The following is a 19,901-nucleotide window of genomic DNA, read 5'->3' as shown; positions in this document are numbered from 1 at the left end:
GATGAATGAACCATACCAAGCAAGCGCTTGGTTTGTAAACAGGTAAATCTCAGGTAGAATGTCGGTTCTTTTAAAGCCGCTGGAATTACCTGTGAATCAAGACAACATTCTCCAATCACTCGTTGCTGAAAATCTGGTTTCAGATCCCGAAAGTGCCCGTGGACGACTGCTTCGAGAAGCTGCCCGCCTTTTTCGTGAGAAGGGGTATGAGCGCACTACAGTGAGGGACTTGGCGGCCGCCGTTGGCATTCAGTCCGGAAGCTTGTTTCATCACTTCCGCACCAAAGAAGAAATATTAAAAGCGGTGATGGTAGAAACCATTAGGCTGAACACCGCCTTAATGCAGGCTGCAATGAGTTCGGCTAATTCCAACCGGGAGAAGTTGAGAGCACTGGTAAGTGCTGAGCTGGAATCGATTAATGGCCAAACCGGAGAAGCCATGGCTGTTCTGGTATTTGAATGGCGCAGCCTCTCGGAAGCCTCCCGGGCCGAAGTGCTAAAGCTTCGTGATATTTACGAGGCTTTGTGGCTGGATGTGTTGACCGGCTTGAAAGAGGAAGGCGCCCTCGTTGCCGATCCCTTTATAGTGCGCCGTATGTTGACGGGTGCGCTGAGCTGGACCGTTACTTGGTACCGCCCAGACCGCGGTGGCTTGACCCAGAATGGCCTAACCGATCAGGTAGTGGCTATGTTGGGCTTGAGCTAAAAACGCTGTTCTTGCAGGCCGGTCATTATGAGAGCCAGTCGTCAGTTTGTAACAAAATGTTCGAGTGCGAGTTATTTTTTTGTTTATCTCTATCTTGTTGTTTTAAATAAATATATATCAATAGAAAGCTTCCCATTTCAGGCCATTGGCCTGATAGGCACAAGCGGTTCGGCAAACGAGCCATTTTTGTAACGCCTCTTTGAACGCACTCTTGCCACCAGAATCACAGAACTGACTGTGCTTCATACTGATAAAAATAATGCAGATCAGGGTGACTTAACGATGTCCATACTGGCAACACAGGCCAGCCGTCTGGTGGCGGTGCGTAACAATTTGGTTTTACTGGCAACAGCGGTTTTGTTTACCGGCTGCTCTTTACACCCGATCTACAAAACGACCGGATTTGTATTGGCAAATTACTCTGAGGGTGAAGCCACCCCTTATGTCATGCAGATGTCCGATCCGGAAATGGCCTGCGCTCTTGGGGAAGGGATTGACCCCTTGCTCTATTCTTTCTCGCGGATCAACGACGCACCGGATACCAGTGGTTCGTTGTTGATGCTGCTGGCCGCCAATTGTATGGAGTACGAAGCCTGGGAAGCTGAACTCGCCTATTTGCGGGCAGATTTCGAAGGCGATGTGCCTGTTGCCAAAGATGCCCGCGAGCGTTCCAAACGCTTGTATGCACTCACCGCTAAGCGTCGCCAGTTGGCTTTCCTCCGGGCTATGGCGGCATACGATTTCGACCCTTCCAAAGAACCTCTTGAATGCCCAACTCTGGAAAGTGAGCAGGACGAGATAACCTTTCTGCTTGGTTTGCTCACGGGTTTGCAGGCGGTTGTGAACGATGCCAATTCCGGCGCCCGGGCAGGCATACCACGCAACATCGCGCCGCAAGCCGAGCGCGCCGCAACTTGTATTGATAACGATAAAACCGGTGGGCTGCCCAACGCTGTGCGCGCGATGGTTTGGTTATTGTTACCGGACACCCGCCCAGAACAGTCCCCCGACCCTTGGCAGGTGCTTGAAAACAGTTCGGCCCTGGGTGTGCGCTCGGGTATGCGCGCTTCCATGGCCCTTGAAGCGGTTGCTGCGGAAACCTTTGGTCGCACGGATATTTTAGCTGACGTTATTCACCGCTTTGTAGAGGCGAACGACACCATTGAAGTGTGGGAGAAGTATCGCTTGGCCGACTATGTGGCCGAGAACATCATTCGGTTTTCCTCAGACAAGCACTGGACAGCTGAGTACGGCTACCGCACGCCACAGTCGTTCTTCGGAAAAATGAGCCCGGAACGCAACACCGAAAATATTGAAACCATGAGTCTGGATGGATTGCTCTGATTGGTTAGCGCCGGTGGCAGTAGTCGGCCGTCTAATAAACTCAATACAAACACAAGAATGACTAGGAGGTCGTTATGATCCGCAAATCCCTTACCGCCATGACTCTCGCTGCCATAGCGCCTTTGGCTTCAGCTCAAACCGTAAAAATGTGCGTCTTTGATGTCATTGGCGCAAACGGTGACATGTTCAACATGGTTAAGGACTACGCCCTAGAGATGAAATCTCATGGCGTAGACTTTGATCTGAAGCCTTACACCGATGAAGGTGTTGCGGTAGGCGACTTCAACGCGGGCCAGTGTGATGCCGTTGCTGCGACAGACCTTCGCACCAGACCTTTTAACCGTTTTACGGGAACCGTTAGTGCCGTTGGTGCGCTCCCTACTTACGATGACCTTAAAACGCTTCTTGCGACTTTGGCGCAAGCCAAGGCTGCACCGCTTATGAAGCAGGATGGTTATGAGGTGCTGGGTATTGTGCCAGCTGGCGCCGGGTATTTGTTTGTTAACGACCGCAGCATGGATACTGCGGGCGACTTAGCGGGCAAGCGGATGGCGACTCTGGACTACCAGAAAGACGCCATTCACATGGTGAACTTTGTTAAGGCAACCGTGGTGCCTTCAGACATCACCAACTTTGCTGGCAAGTTTAATAACGGTTCCGTAGATACCGCTTACGCACCGGCATTCGCTTATGAAGCGCTCGAACTCTACAAGGGTATAGGTGATACCGGCGGTATTGTGGACTACCCCTTGGCCCAGCTTACTATTCAGGTCATCGCCCGCGAAGGCGTTCTTGACGACAAAACCGCCCAAGCTTCTCGTCAAGTAGCCTGGGATATGTACCCGCAGGCAATGAACCTGATTAGCAATCAGGAAGCGGCGATTCCGGAAGAAAAGTGGGTTCGCATTCCTGAGAAAGACGTTCAGGGGTATCAGGAAATGTTCCGTCAGAACCGAATTGAAATGCGTGACGGCCTAAACGGAGCACCCGATGTTTACCATCCCAAAATGCTGAGCCTGCTGAGCAAAATTCGCTGTGCCAGTAACCCGTCTGCTTCGGAATGTACCTCGGAAAACCGGGAATAATAGGGCGGACTACCCATGAATTGGCAAGCCATAACCGCACCAGCCGCAAGAGCCCTTTACCCCGTGCATAAAATGCATGGGGCCATTTTGTTGTTGCTGCTGTTTTTTACTCTGCTCCTCGGCATGGGTAACTCGCTTCACTCGCGCTTGCTTTGGATTGGTGAGCAAACATGGCCGAACTATTATCTGCTGAATCCAGATGCCACAGAGCCGTCGTGTCGTTTGGAGATGAATGTGGACGCAGAGGTTCGCAAGCGGGTCGCGGCGTATAAGCCGGACCCGGACGATCTGTTTGACTCCCCACCGAACCCCAACGCTATTCGCACCTCGCTGGAACGAAATCTTGCCCTGTGCGCGGATCAACATGCGGCCTATCAGAATAATCTTGAGCATGCTACGCCTGCGCTGGGCGCTTTCAAGACCGTTGAGCAAGGGTTGGCGGGGTTTCTGCTGGATAACATTGAGCTAACCAAGTACCTGTTTATCGCAATCTTCGCGATGGCGGCGGCGGTGGCAGCTATGGATGCCGACCATATTGCACTGCGGCTGCCCAGAAACCGGTCAGAGTGGCGCTTGAGCCAGGCGGTGCAGTTCGCGGTTAATGGCATGATGGTCTTCTCGATGAACGCCTATTTGGGCCGGTTGGCAAGCTCGCCCGGGGCCGAGTCTACAGTCATACTTCAGTATGCTTGGACAGGCGTGTTCGGCTTGTTCATGGTGGTCAACGCCTTTCGTTTTCTTTACGTGCCCAAGCATATAAAGCCTGGCGGGTTGGCTCTGTCCTCGGGTTTGGTGTTGCCGCTGTATTGCACCATGGGCCTGATAGCCATGGCCTACTTTTTCTTTGTTGATGGCTATGCATCAGGGCTGGCTATTTACTTCGGCATGATGTCCAACCTGTCGTCGATGTTTATCAACATCGGGCTCTATGTTCTGGTGGGCATGGTTCTTAAACAGACCCGCTTGCCAGAGTTACTGCTGAACGTCATCAAGCCCTATAACTTGCCTGCCCCCATGCTGGCCTCTGTGATTATCTTTGCGACAGCTTTTCCCACGGCGTTTACCGGTGCCTCCGGTATTTTCATTCTTGCTGTCGGCGGCGTGGTCTACGATGAGTTGCGCAGGGCAGGGGCTGGGCGGCAGCTGGCGTTGGCAACAACGGCGATGTCCGGGAGTCTCGGTGTTGTTTTGAACCCCTGCTTGTTGATTGTGGTTGTCGCAGCTTTGAACAAGGAAGTCACGACCACTGAAATGTATGGTTGGGGCTTTTGGGTGTTCATTATGTCGGCCACCCTGTTCTCGATCATCGTATGCAAAACGGAAGGCAACTGGCGGCCACGACCGGCTCCGGGCGCTTTCAACGCATCGCTGCAACAACTCAAACCCCTGCTGCCATACGTGGCGGTGGCTGCGGCAGTTATATTCGCTATCTACTTTGTGCTTGGCCTATCTTTCAACGAATACAGTGCTCCCTTGATCCTGCCTTTGGTCATGCTTGCTCTGGTGTTTCTCGATGCCAATAGTAGCAGCCGTGGAGACAACGAAACCCGCACCCAAGCCTTCTGGGGCCGAAGCTGCACTGCAGCCAGCGATTCGGCCGTGCATATTGGCGCTTTGCTGGCATTGATCGGTTTTTCGATTTGTTTAGGGGGTATTCTTGAACGTTCTGAGATTGTTCATACGCTTTTCCCTGAGCATCTAACCAGTCCCTGGCTTGCGATGTTTGTGATCGTGCTCATGTTGACGGTTATCGGTATGGTTATGGATCCGTTTGGCGCGGTCATACTGGTGTCGGCAACCGTGGCACAGCCAGCTATTCAACTGGGCATTGATCCTTTGCATTTCTGGATTGTTTGCTTGGTAGCGTTTGAGCTGGGTTACCTCAGCCCGCCTGTGGCGTTGAACCACCTCCTTACCCGGCAGGTGGTTGGAGAAAACGAAGTGCTGGCGGCTGAACGTGTTGGCTCCTTCTGGCATCGCTACGAGCGGCTCCTGTTACCTATTGCGGTTATGGGGCCAACCTTGCTGCTGGTCGCCTTCGTGCCTATGTTGTTCTACGCGACTTGAGTTTTACCGTGAGATGTAAGAGCCGCCTTCGGAAAGTTTCCTAAGGCGGCTTTTTTATTTATGTAGAATCATGCCAGAGTGATTAAGCAGCTCTCGGCATCTGGGAAGGGCCGTGTAGCGTATACTTGATGGCACATCAAAACAGGGGCTAGTGCGAATGCCTGCTCACGCAATGGCAGCGACGTTTTTAAAGTGTTCAATTCTGGCGGGGCTGATTGTGGCTCTTTGGGGTTGTGACGGAAGTTCCGGAAGCATTGGGCGAACACCGGGCGATGTTGCGCTATCGGGCAGTATCGCTATCGAAGCCGGAACCCGGGTCGATGCCGACGATGGAGAAACGTTGGCACTGGGTGCTTCTCCCGAGTCTGATGCGCAACTTCTGCCTCCGGAATTTGTTCTTGCGGGTTATGTGAGCCCTGCGTTCGGAGTCTATTCCGGCGCGGGCGATGGGCTTGGGAATGTTTACCCCGCAGACCCTGTTGATATTTTTACTCTGCCTTTGCATGCAGAGCAGAGTATTTCCCTTCAGCCGTTTGCTACCAGTCAGGGCCCATCACCGCTGAGATTGTCTCTGTTCACAGGTAATCGTCTTATTGCCACCGCGTCTACGGGTAACCAATCAGACCCGGTCCAGATTTCACTACCGGAGACGGAGCCAGCAGGCTCTTACAGCTTGGCTGTTGAGGCGACCGGTTTCGAGCCCATGCTCTATATTCTATCGACATCCACAGCAGGTAATGCTTTATCGGCTGGGTTTGAGTGGCCAGATCACGACTTTGTCGATTCCGAGGCCATTGTTGAGTTTAAGCAGGGAATGAGCCAGATGTCCCAACACTCGTTTGGGCCACAAGAAAGCATGGAGCCCAAGCGGGAGCTGTCGCCGGGTGTTTGGCTGGTGCAAGCACCGGCTCAGGCGTTGCGCAATAGTGGCTTGCAAACACAAGACTCGACTCTTGAGTGGGTTCGTGCACTGAGCAAGCGTGCGGATGTGGCATCGGCTACACCCAACTACAAAATGAGGGCGATGAACACAACGCCGCTAAATGAGCCGCTATATAACCATCCGTCTGTAGGGCAGCAGTGGCACTATGAGTTGGTAAACGCTCCAACCGCCTGGCAATTAGCCAGTGACGGCGGTGCTGGTGTTACCGTTGCAGTGATGGACACGGGGTTGTACGGCGAGCCGGGTAACTGGCACAGCGAGTTGGATGCAAACGTTGTTGGTGGTGCGGATTTCGTATCCGCAGGGTTTGATAACGACTTTGATCTGCCTTCTGGGCGGGATAATAACCCTTCAGACCCAGGAAACGCTGTTGGCACTAGTGTTTATCATGGTACCCATGTGTCAGGTACCATTGCCGCTGCGGTAAATGGTGCAGGCGGAGCCGGTATTGCATATAACGCCTCGTTGCTTCCTGTTCGGGTGCTGGGTGAAGGGGGCACAGGTTCGTCTGCGGATTTGTTAGCGGCCTTGCGCTGGATTGCTGGCTCTGCTGGTGACAGTCGCCGCGCTGATATTGTTAACCTGAGCTTGGGCGGTCTTCCTTTTCAATCGCAGTTGAATGAGGCCATTGCTGATGGTGTTAGTAAAGGCGTGGTATTTGTCGCGGCGGCGGGAAATTCTGCGTCTACGCTGGCCTCCTATCCAGCGGCCTATGATCAGGTGTTTTCTGTAAGCGCTGTTGATGGGGCAGGTGAGCTGTCGGCCTATTCGAACTCCGGCAGCTGGATCGATTTGGCGGCACCCGGCGGCGATGCCAGCCGCGATGGTAACGCTGACGGCCGCAGTGACTTGATCAGCAGCACCAGTGCCAGTCTGATAAATGGCTCCCTGAAAGAGACCTACATAGGCTTACAGGGAACATCTATGGCGGCCCCGCATGTCTCGGCGGTTTTTGCTTTGATGAAGAGCCTCAATCCGGCTCTGGATCATGGCAGGCTGAGAGCCATGTTAATGGCTGGAGACTTGACCTTTCAGGATTGTGGCCGTGAAATCTGCGCCAAAACTGTGGATCGAGGCTGGGGTCTTCTCGATGCAGGCAAGTCCACTTTGGCGGCCTCTACGGCGGTGGTGCCCAATTTGTTGGCATCGTCCCCCGCCATTGTAAGCTTGTCGTCGGAGGGATCTTCTTCCGCGAGCGTGACCTTGAGCGTTTATGGCAGCGACCCGGGCCTTGTAACTATTGAGTCTGTCTCTGTAAATGCACCCTGGGTGCGTTTGGATTCCGCGCCTGCCAGTGGGGCAACTGGAACGGAGTTTATCCTTTCCCTAACATTGCGCCCGGAAGCGCTTGAAGCTGGGATATCGACACGGGCACCGATTGTTGTGGAATACAAAAGTGATAGGTTGCGCAGGCTTGAAATCCCGGTGATAGGCCAGAGGGTAACGGATCAGCAAGCTCGTGATGCAGGCAGACACTTCGTTTTATTGGTTGATCCCGAGTCGGAAGGTGACTTTTATACGACGGTTGCTCAGACGACAGCGGTGGTTGATAACGGGCAATACCGGTTTTCGTTTGCACCTGATGACGGCGTTGAGCCGCAAACGCTCAATGAGGTTCCGCCCGGTAACTATATTTTGGTGGCCGGATCTGACCTGGATAACGATGGGTTGATTTGCCATGCGGGCGAAGCCTGTGCGGAATACCCGGTAACAGGTCTTAGGCAGGAAATCACTATCAGCCCGGGGCAATCGCTTACAGGTATAGAAATGACAACCAGCTATTCGCGCCCATCCATTTCGGCGGCGACACCCAACGTATTGCCGCGCCCCGGGTTTAGAGGCTATAAGCTTCTGCCAGAGCAAATAGAGAGTGGTTCTGGCCATGAGCCAGCCCACAAACTGATTGGAGCAGAGCGTTGATTTCTGTATGTAGAAGGGTATTTGCAGGCGTGCCATCAGCTTCTTTGGTGGCCGGGCTTGCGTTGTTGGCAGGGTGTGCGTCTTCCCATGTTACCGAGGATAAGCGCGATGCGCCCTTAGCGCGGCAGGTTACTCAGTCAGCCCATTGTGGGCTAACGGGCCCCGGATTGGCCTATGTTCAGACTGCCGAGCGGCTGCAGCAGATGCTTGATCTGCCAACTCAGAATATGGCGGTGCAGCAGTTGCGACAGGTGGATCTCGCCAAAGAACACTTGCTGTTTGTCACGTTAGGGGAACGGCCAACGAGCGGTTACAGCCTTAGCCTGAGTTCTGCGCAGAGCACCACAAGCACATTACAGCTTGCGGTGGCGATGCGTTCGCCGGCGCCCGGAACCATGACCGCTCAGGTTATAACATCGCCCTGCGTAGTGGTGGCGGTTCCTGCTAGTGATTGGTCGGAAATCCGGGTGTCGGGTGTTAGGGATCAGGATTTAGTTTTAAAGCCCTAATAAAAATCAGCCGTTGATCTTTGGCCATGAATCCATAAGCTATGGGATCGAATTTTCCTTCTCGTGGAGTTACGTCCAGCCTATGAGCGAGCAACAATATAACGCCGATGCCATTGAAGTACTGAGCGGTCTGGATCCGGTGCGCAAGCGCCCTGGTATGTATACAGACACTAGCCGCCCGAACCACTTGGCTCAGGAAGTAATCGACAACAGTGTGGATGAGGCTTTGGCAGGCCATGCTCGCCGTATTGATGTGGTGCTTTATGCAGACGGATCGCTGAGCGTTGAAGACGATGGTCGGGGTATGCCTGTCGACCTGCACAAAGAAGAAGGCCTCTCGGGGGTTGAGCTGATTCTGACTCGGCTGCACGCGGGGGGTAAATTTTCTCAGGGTAACTACAACTTTTCGGGCGGCTTGCACGGCGTCGGTGTTTCGGTAGTTAATGCGCTCTCCAAGCATCTTGAAATTAGCGTAAAGCGTAACGGCCAACTCCATCGCATGACGTTTGCCAACGGTGACAAGGCTTCTGAACTGGAAGTTATTGATACAGTTGGTAAGCGCAACACCGGAACCCGCATCAAGTTCACACCGGATGCCGCTTATTTCGATAGTCCCAATTTTTCTGTGAGCCGCCTGCGCCACAACCTGCGCGCCAAAGCAGTGCTTTGCCCAAGCCTGACGGTAACCTTTTTGCAGGAAAAGACCGGCGAAAAAGATGAGTGGTTTTATGAAGAAGGGCTGCGTGATTATCTGCGCACCGCGCTGGTCGATTACGAAGTTGTACCTCTGGAGCCTTTTATAGGCAGTTTTTCCAGTAAAAATGAAGCCGTTGACTGGGCTATTCAATGGCTACCTGAGGGCGGTGAGGGGGTCATGGAAAGCTATGTAAACCTGATCCCTACCGTTCAGGGCGGTACCCATGTGAACGGCTTGCGCACCGGGCTGCTCGAAGCTATGCGGGAGTTTTGTGAGTTCCGTAATTTGCTGCCCCGGGGCGTTAAGTTGTCACCAGAAGATATTTGGGAAAGGGCGGCTTATGTGCTTTCCTTCAAAATGCAGGAACCGCAATTTTCCGGGCAGACCAAGGAGCGCTTGTCGTCACGAGAGGCGGCGGGCTTTATTTCCGGTGTGGTCAAAGATGCCTTTAGCTTGTGGCTGAATCAGCATACCGATGTGGCCGAAGTGCTGGCGGAGCTGTTTATAAGCAATGCCCAGCGCAGACTCAAAGCCAGTAAAAAGGTGGCGCGTAAACGAGTGACTTCTGGGCCAGCGCTGCCGGGCAAGTTGGCGGACTGCTCGGGTGGTGATACCGCTCGCTCCGAGTTGTTCTTGGTTGAGGGAGACTCGGCTGGCGGTTCTGCCAAACAAGCCCGTGATCGTGAATTTCAGGCGGTTATGCCGTTGCGCGGGAAAATTCTGAATACCTGGGAAGTGGATTCCAGTGAAATTCTGGCGTCTCAGGAAATCCATGATATCGCCGTTGCCATAGGCGTAGACCCGAATTCGGACCAGTTGGACGGTTTGCGCTATAACAAGATCTGCATCCTCGCCGACGCAGATTCCGACGGCTTGCACATCGCGACACTCTTATGCGCTCTGTTCCTTAAACACTTCAGGCCGGTTGTCGCTGCAGGCCACGTGTTTGTTGCCATGCCGCCGCTTTATCGAGTTGATCTGGGTAAGGAGACCTTTTACGCCCTTGATGAACATGAAAAGCAGGGTATTCTGGACCGCATCGAAGCTGAAAAGCGTAAGGGCAAAATCTCGGTAACCCGCTTCAAGGGGCTGGGTGAAATGAACCCGCTGCAATTGCGTGAGACCACTATGGCGCCGGATACTCGCCGCTTGGTAATGCTCACTATCGAAGATGGAGATGATACCGATAGCCGCATGGATATGCTTCTGGGTAAGAAGCGCGCATCCGATCGAAGATCTTGGCTGGAGGCCTATGGAAATATGGCGGATGTTGGTACCTGACATTCTTTTATTGTTGGGCTTATCCTTTTTCGGCATATAAAAAGAATGCGTTATTCTTTTTAAGTCTTCCTTAAACTCGTTATCCTGCCGGTTTTCTGATGGGGAAGAGCCGTAAATGGACTGGCAAGGATGGTTTTCGCTAGGTCTGGCGGGCGTCGCGCTTATACTCATGAGCTCAGGGCGTTATGCGCCCCATTTGGTTCTGATGGGTGTGATGGTTGTGCTCAGTGCCAGTGGCATCGTTTCAGCTGACCAAGCCCTGTCGGGTTTTTCGAATACCGGGCTAATTACTGTTGTAGCTTTGTTTGTGGTGGCAGCAGGCATTCACCATTCCGGTGGCGTCGATTTGCTGGTCAGGCACTTGCTGAGAAACCCCAAAACCGTTCGCTCGGCGCAAGCGCGGATTACTCTTCCCGTCGCATTGTTGAGCGGTTTTCTCAATAACACCCCCGTTGTCGCTACCATGATTCCGGCGATCCATGCCTGGTCCCGAAAGATAGGTATTGCCCCCTCAAAGCTGATGATCCCTCTTAGCTACTCCGCCATTCTCGGTGGCACGCTGACCATGATAGGCACCAGTACCAATTTGGTTGTTAATGGCCAGTATGAGCAATTGACCGGAGATGCCGGGCTTTCCATTTTCTCTATTACGGCCGTTGGCCTGCCGGTGGCCATTCTGGGTATCGCCGCAATATTGCTTTTTATGCCCCGAGCACTTCCAAACCGGGAAGACCGGCATAAGTTTGGCTCAATGAGGGAGTTTACTCTGGAGGTTGCCGTTGCGGTTGATGGGCCCTTGGTTGGTAAAACCGTGGGTGAGGCTGGCCTAAGAGAGTTGGAGCGACTTTATCTGGTAGAGATCGAGCGTGAGGGCAGCGTGGTCACGGCTGTGCCTTCCGAAGAGCGCCTGTGCGGCAGCGATCGGCTCGTATTTGCCGGAGATACTCAGGCTATTTCAGATCTTCTGCGAATAAATGGCATTGTGCCATCTGTGCACGCAGATGAGCCGAGCTTGAGTCAGCACCGTGCGGAACGTTGTTTGATGGAGGCTGCGCTGTCTCCCCAGTCTGAGGTCTTGGGGCTGACCATTCGTGATGCTCGGTTCCGGGAACGATACGGAGCCGTTGTTTTGGCTGTTGCCCGTGGCGGTGCCCGAGTATCTGGAAACCTGGGCAATATTCGCCTCAAGCCTGGTGATGTGTTGTTGCTAGAAGCGCGCCCCGCATTCGTAAGCCGTCAACGTTACAACAAAGATTTCCTGCTTATAAATGATCTGGAAACCGAGGCTCCGAGGCACGATCGCGCGTGGCTGTCTTGGGGCATCTTGATTGTTCTGGTGGGGCTGGCGGCTTGTGGTGTGCTCAGCATGCTAAACGCCGCCCTGCTAGGTGCCGCCTTAATGATTCTGAGTGGTTGTTGCTCCGTAGGTCAGGCGCAGAAATCAGTGGATGTGCCAGTGGTCCTCACGATCGCGGCTTCGTTCGCTCTGGGCGCGGCCCTGCAGGAAACGGGGGCGGCCAGTTATGTTGCTGGCGTTATTCTCGGCCTTAGCAAGGGCCATGTTTTACTGGCTCTGTTTCTCGTCTATTTTTCTGTGTCTGTGTTGACAGAGGTGATTACCAACAACGCGGCAGCTGTGTTGGTGATTCCTGTTGTGTTATCGATGACTGGCACCATGGGGGTTGCGGCTGAACCCTTCGTGATAGCGGTAATGATGGCCGCGTCGGCCAGTTTTGCCACGCCGCTGGGGTATCAAACCAACATGATGGTATTTGGCCCGGGAGGCTATCGTTTTTGGGATTTCGTGCGCGTTGGCTTGCCAATGAACGTGTTCGTTGGGCTGGTATCGGTTGCGGTGATTGCGATGGTGTACGGAATTAGCCCGAGCTGAACGCTTTGGCGGTAAGTATTATCGGTTAGTTTGTCTTCTACTTAGCGGAAAATTTCGCAGCTCTCTGTGCGCGAAAAGGGTTACACAGAGAGCTACCACATAATCAGTTGTTGCTTGGGATTACAACGGATTCGTCGAATTCAAGTTCCATGTCCTGTCCTCTCGTTCAATGAGGCCCCCGACGGGGCGCTTTAATCATAGAGAAAGTCTACCGGGTTAATAAAAATCGACAATCCGTACAACCCGAATGAGACCAAAGTCAAGCCGTTTCGAGTGTTACGCTCCCATGGTCAAAAATTTTGACCATGGGAGGCAAAACATTCCGATTTCTTTTAAGCGTGCGGCTTTTTATACTCAATACAGTTCAAATTGCCGACCTGAATATGAGGCCTAAATTTCTATGCAAGTAAACAATACCCCTGCCAGCTATGGCTTGTTGGCGATCCTGCTTCACTGGGTTGTAGCGTTTGCCGTGATAGGCCTGTTTGCCCTTGGCTTTTGGATGGTGGACTTGTCGTACTACGACGATTGGTACCGGCGTGCTCCGGACATTCATCGCAGCATTGGTATTTTGTTGTTCGCTCTAGTGGTGTTTCGACTGCTGTGGCGATTTATTTCACTTTCACCGAAACCAATTGCCACACATAAACGCTGGGAGGTTTTGAGCGCCCGGGTTGCTCATGTGTTGCTATATATCGTGGTTTTTGTGGCTATGGTGAGCGGCTTTTTGATTTCAACCGCCGACGGTTCGTCCATAAGTGTTTTTGGCTGGTTTGAGGTGCCATCGGCCACCGGGCAGATAAAGGGACTTGAGGACACCGCTGGTCTGGTGCACTACTGGAGTACTTGGGCGCTGGTCGCTCTTGTGTCTGTTCACGCCGCAGGTGCGTTGAAGCACCACTTCCTCGACCGTGACGAGACCCTTCGCCGGATGTTGGTTCCTGCGCGGCGGAATGATTGATTTGTACAGCGTTGTAATTAACGAGCGCGTTTCTATTTACCTAAAGGAGAATGTTATGAAGAAATTACTGCTTGCATCTGCCGTTTCTGTGGCGCTGGTAGGAAATGTTCAAGCCGACGAGCATAGTGGAACCTATGCATTCGACAAAGAGGGTGCCCACCAGTTCATCACCTTCAAAATTTCTCACTTGGGCTACAGCTGGCTCTACGGCCGCTTTAACGATTTTGATGGTCAGTTTGTATACGATGCCGAAAACCCGGAAAACAGTTCAGTAACGGTGTCCATTGATACCAGCAGCTTGGATTCCAACCACGCCGAGCGGGATAAGCACCTCCGTGGCAAGGATTTCCTGAACGTGAGCAAGTTTCCCGAAGCGAGCTTCAAAAGTAAGCGCGTAGTGGTTGACGATGAAGGCGAAGCGGACGTGATAGGTGATTTCACACTGCACGGTGTCACCCGCGAGATCACTCTTGATGTGGAAATGCTAGGCCACGGAAAAGATCCTTGGGGCGGCTACCGCATGGGATTCGAGGCTGAGACGGAGTTGCGCCTTGAGGACTTTGGCATTCCTACAAGCCTCGGGAAAGCGTCTGAAACAGTAGAGATCACCATCTCTGTTGAGGGTGTTCGCCAGTAAGTCTCTGTCCAGCCTGACATGGTAGATTCCGGGGTTATACCCGGAATCTACCGGTTTGCTTCTCTAATTCGCGCGCATACTCGTCAAGTGACTGGCTGATGCCGTTTATGTCTTTGGATCGGGTCGCGCTTTCGGTTGCCAAATCGTTAATTTCAGTGATGCTCCGATTGATCTCGTCTACTACTTGAGTTTGCTCTTCGGTTGCGGAGGCTATGCTGGTGTTCATGTCGGTTATCGTCGTCATTGCTTCGAGTATTGCATTTAACTCCTGCTCGGCTTCCGTTGATAGCTTCACGGTTTCCGACGCTTCCTGACTTCCAGTCTCCATTACGGCAACAATATCGGCAACACCGGTTTGCAGTGCTTCAATCATGGCTTGAATATCTTCCGTGGACTGCTGCGTACGTTTTGCCAGAGTACGCACTTCATCCGCAACCACGGCAAATCCACGGCCTTGATCGCCCGCTCTGGCAGCTTCGATGGCTGCATTCAACGCCAGCAAATTCGTCTGTTCTGCAATGCCCCTGATGACATCCAATACCGATGCAATATTATCGGAGTCATTAGAGAGTTTGCGAATAACCTCAACCGCTTTTGTGATTTGACTTGAAAGGCGACGAACTTGCTCCGACGATTTTCGGATAATGTCTGCGCTGTTATTGCCTTTGTTTTCGGCGTCCTTGGTAACGTCTGCCGCCTGAGACGCGTTGCCGGCAACTTCCTCTATCGCGCTCTGCATTTCATTGATAGCGGTTGCAACCATTGAGATAGAGCTGGTTTGTCGATTTACACCTTCGTTATTGTTAGTTGAAGCCTGACGCAGGCTATCAGACCCTTGGCTCAGCTCTATAGTCAGCTGCTGAATTGAGGCGATCATAGATTGAAGGTTGTCGAGAACCTGATTGAAGCTCTTGGCGAGAGCGCCCAGATCGTCATTAACCTCAACTGGAATACGTTGAGTAAGGTCACCGTCTCCTTGGGCAATGTTGTCCAATTGCTCACGAAGAGCTGATATGGATTGAATGATCATCCTGAGGAATAGGAAGAAAATCGCGATGCTACCGATGATGGCGAGCGAGGTGATTACTAAGATTGCAACGGAGCTACTTTGGCCCTTGCTTGAAACACCTAAAGCTCGCTCCCGAGCCTTATCATCTGCATGGGTGCCGACCTTGTCAAAATAGCTCCGTAGGGCTTCAAAGCGGTTTGCTGCTTCAGTTGAGGCGAGTTTTCTAGCCTCTTTGGGTTGACCTTGTTCCGCCAGACTTATGACTTTGCGAGCTGATTGCTGCCAATTTTCAAAGGCGGTGTCGAACCCCTGAGTGACTGAGGCCACGCCGGTGCCACCGAGTTGTTTTACGGTTGTCTCAAAGCGCGCTCGTGCCTGATCTGCATTTTCTTCAAACGCAGAAATGAATTCTGAACCGTCTTCTTTGTTGACACTGGCGTCAACATAAGCCATCTGGGCAACCAAGGCCTGATAAAGGTCTCGGTCTCCATTCAGGATCTGGCTGACGGAAGTTAAATAAGTCTCAGCAATATCTTCGGTGCCTGAAACCAAGTGACGGGTAGTGTTAACGCTGAACAGCCCTACAAAAACAAGGGCAATAGACGTGATCGCAAAAGGAAGTGCTATTTTCGAGCGTAGCCCGAGGCGCTTACTTATTGTCATAGTGGGCCCTAGTGTCTGCTGATGCTTCTCATAGCATAGCAGCCCTGAGCCGGGTGGTAGAAAATTATTGAAATGTGATTACATCACCGATGCTCTAGGCATCTGAGTGAAGGCTTTGGCGGGATGTTGTTGATGTTTTCTCATCCGCTTCGTTGGAACGGTATAGGTGTCGCTGGCGCCAGAACTGGGCACCGAAAATAACCAGTCCTATCAATAAACCAGCCCAAAGATAGGGCGCAGGAACTTGAAAACTTCCGCTGATTGCAAACTCCACAAGAAGCATCAACGCCACGGCTAATGCCGCATTCACCATGGCCGTAACCATGGCTTGCCCGCAGGCTTTGAGATTGGGTTTCATAGTGTTCCGCTTGTTAGAAAGGAAAACGGTCTTCTATTCATCACTGAGCAACGAGCATACGGCGCACCTTACAGTCTCTCCATGCGGGAATTCCGCTATTGGAATCGACGGCTTCGGGTATGGATAGCGTGTTTCCGCCAATATATCCGCAGGTTGTTGGTGTATCAGTCCGGTGCTCCATATAATGTGCTTCTGCCTAGGCGCACCATTCCCGTGATTATTTGAAGTGCGCAGGGTAGCATCACCGACTTCTTCAAAATCAGGCAATACAGGCAAAAAGAGGCATCCATGCCAGAGTTTCAGACGACGGATGAGGGCTTTGAGCGCGTATCACTCAGAGACTACACGGAAAAAGCCTATCTCGATTACTCCATGTACGTCATTCTTGACCGTGCACTCCCTAATGTTGGGGACGGGCTGAAGCCGGTTCAGCGGCGAATTATTTACGCCATGTCAGAGCTGGGCCTTAAGTCCACGTCCAAGTACAAAAAATCTGCCCGCACCGTGGGCGATGTCCTTGGTAAGTTCCACCCGCACGGGGATAGCGCCTGTTATGAGGCCATGGTGCTCATGGCCCAGCCATTTTCCTATCGCTATCCGTTAGTGGACGGTCAAGGCAATTGGGGTGCACCGGATGATCCCAAATCTTTTGCTGCCATGCGGTATACAGAGTCACGGTTGGCAAAATTTTCTGATTTGCTGCTGACAGAACTCGGGCATGGAACCGTAGATTGGGTGCCCAACTTTGATGGCACTATGGATGAGCCCTCGGTGCTGCCTGCGCGGCTGCCTCATGTTCTGCTAAACGGCACCACCGGTATCGCCGTGGGCATGGCAACAGATATTCCGCCCCACAACGTACGGGAAGTTACCGCCGCTTGTATTCGACTGTTAGACGAGCCCAACGCAACCGTTGACCAGCTATGTGAGCACGTAAAAGGCCCGGATTTCCCAACTTACGCGGAAATCATCACGCCCAAAAAAGATCTACGCCAGATGTATGAAACGGGCCGTGGCTCTTTACGGATGCGTGCCCGTTGGGTCCGGGAGACTGGAGAGATTGTGGTTACAGATTTGCCCCATCAGGTTTCCGGGAACCGAGTGCTGGAGCAGATTGCGCATCAGATGCAAACCAAAAAGTTGCCGATGGTGGCGGATCTTCGCGACGAGTCTGATCACGAGAATCCAACTCGGTTGGTGATTGTGCCGCGTTCCAATCGCGTGGATCTCGACGGGCTCATGGCGCATTTGTTCGCCAGCACGGACCTTGAGAAAACCTATCGGGTAAATATCAACGTTATCGGGAATGATGGCCGCCCTGGTGTGAAAGGGTTGCACCAGATGCTCACAGAGTGGTTGGCATTCCGACGTACCACCGTTACCCGCCGCTTGCAGCACCGTCTCGATAAGGTGCTGGCGCGTTTGCACATTCTGGAAGGCCTGTTGATTGCCTACCTGAATATCGATGAAGTTATTCACATTATTCGTACTGAAGATAAACCCAAACCCGTTTTGATGGAGAGGTTTGGATTGTCTGCTGATCAGGCCGAATCCATTCTAGAGCTTAAGTTGCGGCATCTTGCCAAGCTTGAGGAGATGAAAATTCGTGGTGAGCAAGACGAGTTGGCCGCAGAGCGGGATGAACTTCAGTCTATTCTCGGTTCGGAAAAGCGTTTACGCGAGCTGATCAAAAGCGAGTTGCAGGCGGATGCGCAAGAATATGGTGATGACCGCCGTTCTCCTATTGTTGAGCGAGAAGAAGCCAAAGCGTTTAGCGAGAACGATTTGGTTTCCAACGACCCGGTAACCGTTGTGTTGTCGGATAAAGGTTGGGTAAGGGCCGCCAAGGGCCACGATATAGATCCGGACGGACTGAGTTATAAAGCTGGAGACAGCTTCGCGTTGGCAGCACGGGGGCGCAATAACCAGCAAGCGATCTTTTTGGATTCGACCGGTAGAGCATACTCGCTGATGGCCCATAGCCTCCCCTCTGCCCGAGGACAGGGCGAGCCGCTTACCGGCAGGATAAACCCGCCTTCCGGGGCCAGTTTTTCAGGCGTCTTAATGGGTGATCCGGCCCGCAAGGCGCTTCTGGTGACTGATGGTGGATATGGGTTTGTGACGTCGCTGAACGATATGATCAGTAAAAACCGGAACGGCAAGGCCGTTGTGAGTGTGCCTAAGGGGGCGAAGATTATGCCTCCGCTGCTTATTCCCGTTACGGAGAAAGCTTTGTACCTCGGAGCTATATCGAACGAAGGCCGAATGCTGGTTTTCCCACTCAGCGAACTGCCGGAACTGAGTAAAGGCAAGGGCAACAAGATTATTAGCATACCTTCCGCTCGGGTTCAGAGCCGGGAGGAGTATGTTGTAGCCATTGCTGTATTTGCCCAAGATGATCAGTTAGAGGTGCGCGCAGGCAAGCGCAAGATGGGTCTTCAGTTTGCCGATCTTGAACACTATCTTGGAGAGCGTGGCAGGCGAGGGCATAAACTGCCCCGTGGTTTGCAGCGCGTTGATGCGATTGATGTAATCCCCTCTGCCGAGCGTGCGAAGGAAGAGGAGAGTGCGAAGATGGAGAACTCCGACAGTGAGTGAACTAGTACTGATAAACGTGTCCGGACGCGATAAACCCGGCCTCACGTCGGAAATTACCGGCATTATGGGACAGTACGATGTGCGGATTCTGGATATAGGGCAGGCGGTTATTCACGACCATCTCACCTGGGGCATCCTCATTGAGATTCCGGATGAATCAAAATCTTCCCCAGTGATTCGGGATCTTCTGTTCCGTTTGCACGCGCTTGATCTTCAGGTTCGGTTTGCCCCGATCACCGTGGAGGAATACCAAACCTGGGCCGAGGGGCGAAACCGTGCGTGCTACATAGTTACTCTCTTGTCCCGTGACATCAAAGCGGAACAGATTGCCCGCGTCTCTGCGATTACTGCCCGCCATGGCCTGAATATTGACAATATTTCCCGGCTATCGGCGAGGCCGTCACTCAATGCCGCCGGTAACGGCATTGCTTGTGTTGAGTTCTCTGTACGAGGGACACCCTCGGATCTGGAACAGCTGCGAGCCGATTTTCTGCATATCGCAGGCGAAATGAACGTGGATATCGCCTTTCAAGAAGACTCCATTTTCCGTCGAAACCGGCGCTTGGTAGTGTTTGATATGGATTCCACCCTCATTGAAGCCGAAGTGATTGATGAGCTGGCTCTGGAGGCGGGTGTCGGTGAGCAGGTTGCAGACATTACCGAACGCGCTATGCAGGGCGAGTTGGACTTTAGCCAGAGCTTTGCAGAGCGCCTTGCGTTACTAAAAGGTCTGGATGAGTCGGTCCTGGAACGGGTCGCCAGCCGGTTGAAGATGACAGAGGGTGCGGAGCACCTGATCCGAAGCTTGAAAGCGCTCGGTTACCGAACGGCGATCCTTTCTGGTGGCTTTACCTATTTCGCCCGGCACCTTCAGAGCAAATTGGGCATAGACTACATCTATGCGAATGAGTTGGAAGTTCGCGATGGCAAAGTAACCGGTGAGGTTTCCGGCCAGATTGTCGACGGTAAGCGCAAAGCAGAGCTCTTACTGGAAATTGCTAAAAAAGAGCACATTTCCCGAGAGCAGGTTATTGCAGTGGGTGATGGCGCGAATGATCTGCCGATGCTGAGTCAGGCCGGTCTGGGCGTTGCGTTCCGGGCAAAACCCTTGGTTAAAGAATCTGCCCGTCATGCAATTTCAACGCTTGGCTTGGACGCTATCCTCTATCTGATTGGCTTTCGTGAAAGTGAAACCAATCAGGGTCTAAAAAACGCCGGTTTCTGAACCGGCG

The 19,901-nt window shown here is 52.7% G+C and carries 14 protein-coding genes; 12 read left to right on the top strand and 2 right to left on the bottom strand.

The features are described 5' to 3' along the window. Window positions 1-58 precede the first annotated feature (58 nt). From FE845_RS12805 to FE845_RS12760, 10 genes are all read left to right on the top strand, one after another. Window positions 59-706 carry a TetR/AcrR family transcriptional regulator gene (locus FE845_RS12805; protein WP_200365222.1) on the top strand — a complete coding sequence of 216 codons (648 nt, stop codon included), beginning with the start codon at window positions 59-61 and terminating at the stop codon, window positions 704-706. Between the two features lie 282 nt (window positions 707-988). After that, the gene (locus FE845_RS12800; protein ID WP_200365220.1) at window positions 989-2,050 is read left to right on the top strand and encodes a hypothetical protein; all 1,062 of its coding nucleotides are present in this window, start codon (window positions 989-991) and stop codon (window positions 2,048-2,050) included. Window positions 2,051-2,124: 74 nt separating this feature from the next. After that, complete coding sequence (locus FE845_RS12795) at window positions 2,125-3,135, top strand: putative solute-binding protein (protein ID WP_200365218.1); 1,011 nt, start codon at window positions 2,125-2,127, stop codon at window positions 3,133-3,135. Window positions 3,136-3,150: 15 nt separating this feature from the next. After that, on the top strand, window positions 3,151-5,202 hold the full coding sequence (locus tag FE845_RS12790; RefSeq protein ID WP_200365215.1) for a TRAP transporter large permease subunit: 2,052 nt from the start codon (window positions 3,151-3,153) through the stop codon (window positions 5,200-5,202). A gap of 157 nt (window positions 5,203-5,359) precedes the next feature. Then, window positions 5,360-8,065, top strand: a complete 2,706-nt coding sequence (locus FE845_RS12785; protein WP_200365213.1) for a S8 family serine peptidase — start codon at window positions 5,360-5,362, stop codon at window positions 8,063-8,065. A gap of 29 nt (window positions 8,066-8,094) precedes the next feature. Continuing rightward, window positions 8,095-8,574 carry a protease complex subunit PrcB family protein gene (locus tag FE845_RS18920; RefSeq protein WP_200365211.1) on the top strand — a complete coding sequence of 160 codons (480 nt, stop codon included), beginning with the start codon at window positions 8,095-8,097 and terminating at the stop codon, window positions 8,572-8,574. 82 nt (window positions 8,575-8,656) lie between these two features. Next, complete coding sequence (gene parE / locus FE845_RS12775) at window positions 8,657-10,552, top strand: DNA topoisomerase IV subunit B (protein ID WP_200365209.1); 1,896 nt, start codon at window positions 8,657-8,659, stop codon at window positions 10,550-10,552. A gap of 115 nt (window positions 10,553-10,667) precedes the next feature. Continuing rightward, window positions 10,668-12,443, top strand: a complete 1,776-nt coding sequence (locus FE845_RS12770; RefSeq protein ID WP_200365207.1) for an SLC13 family permease — start codon at window positions 10,668-10,670, stop codon at window positions 12,441-12,443. A 400-nt stretch (window positions 12,444-12,843) separates the two neighbouring features. Next, window positions 12,844-13,404: a cytochrome b gene (locus tag FE845_RS12765; protein WP_200365205.1), complete on the top strand. Its 561-nt coding sequence runs from the start codon at window positions 12,844-12,846 to the stop codon at window positions 13,402-13,404. A 55-nt stretch (window positions 13,405-13,459) separates the two neighbouring features. Continuing rightward, window positions 13,460-14,041 carry a YceI family protein gene (locus FE845_RS12760; protein ID WP_200365203.1) on the top strand — a complete coding sequence of 194 codons (582 nt, stop codon included), beginning with the start codon at window positions 13,460-13,462 and terminating at the stop codon, window positions 14,039-14,041. Between the two features lie 34 nt (window positions 14,042-14,075). On the opposite strand, the gene FE845_RS12755 is transcribed toward FE845_RS12760, so the two are convergent. Beyond that, complete coding sequence (locus FE845_RS12755) at window positions 14,076-15,713, bottom strand: methyl-accepting chemotaxis protein (RefSeq protein ID WP_200365201.1); 1,638 nt, start codon at window positions 15,711-15,713, stop codon at window positions 14,076-14,078. A 94-nt stretch (window positions 15,714-15,807) separates the two neighbouring features. Continuing rightward, entirely contained in the window at window positions 15,808-16,071 is a 264-nt protein-coding gene (locus FE845_RS12750; protein ID WP_200365199.1) for a hypothetical protein, read from the bottom strand. A gap of 288 nt (window positions 16,072-16,359) precedes the next feature. On the opposite strand from FE845_RS12750, the gene parC reads away from it, so the two are divergent. Together parC and serB are read left to right on the top strand one after the other, a co-directional pair. After that, complete coding sequence (parC, locus tag FE845_RS12745; protein WP_200365197.1) at window positions 16,360-18,669, top strand: DNA topoisomerase IV subunit A; 2,310 nt, start codon at window positions 16,360-16,362, stop codon at window positions 18,667-18,669. Further along, window positions 18,662-19,894 (top strand): phosphoserine phosphatase SerB, encoded by a 1,233-nt coding sequence (gene serB, locus FE845_RS12740; protein WP_200365194.1) that lies wholly within the window; start codon window positions 18,662-18,664, stop codon window positions 19,892-19,894. Before parC ends, serB begins: the two co-directional genes overlap by 8 nt. Window positions 19,895-19,901: the final 7 nt, after the last annotated feature.

The sequence above is a fragment of the Marinobacter sp. 1-4A genome, from assembly GCF_016597725.1.
Taxonomy (GTDB): domain Bacteria; phylum Pseudomonadota; class Gammaproteobacteria; order Pseudomonadales; family Oleiphilaceae; genus Marinobacter.
This window is presented reverse-complemented; position numbering and strand designations above follow the sequence as displayed.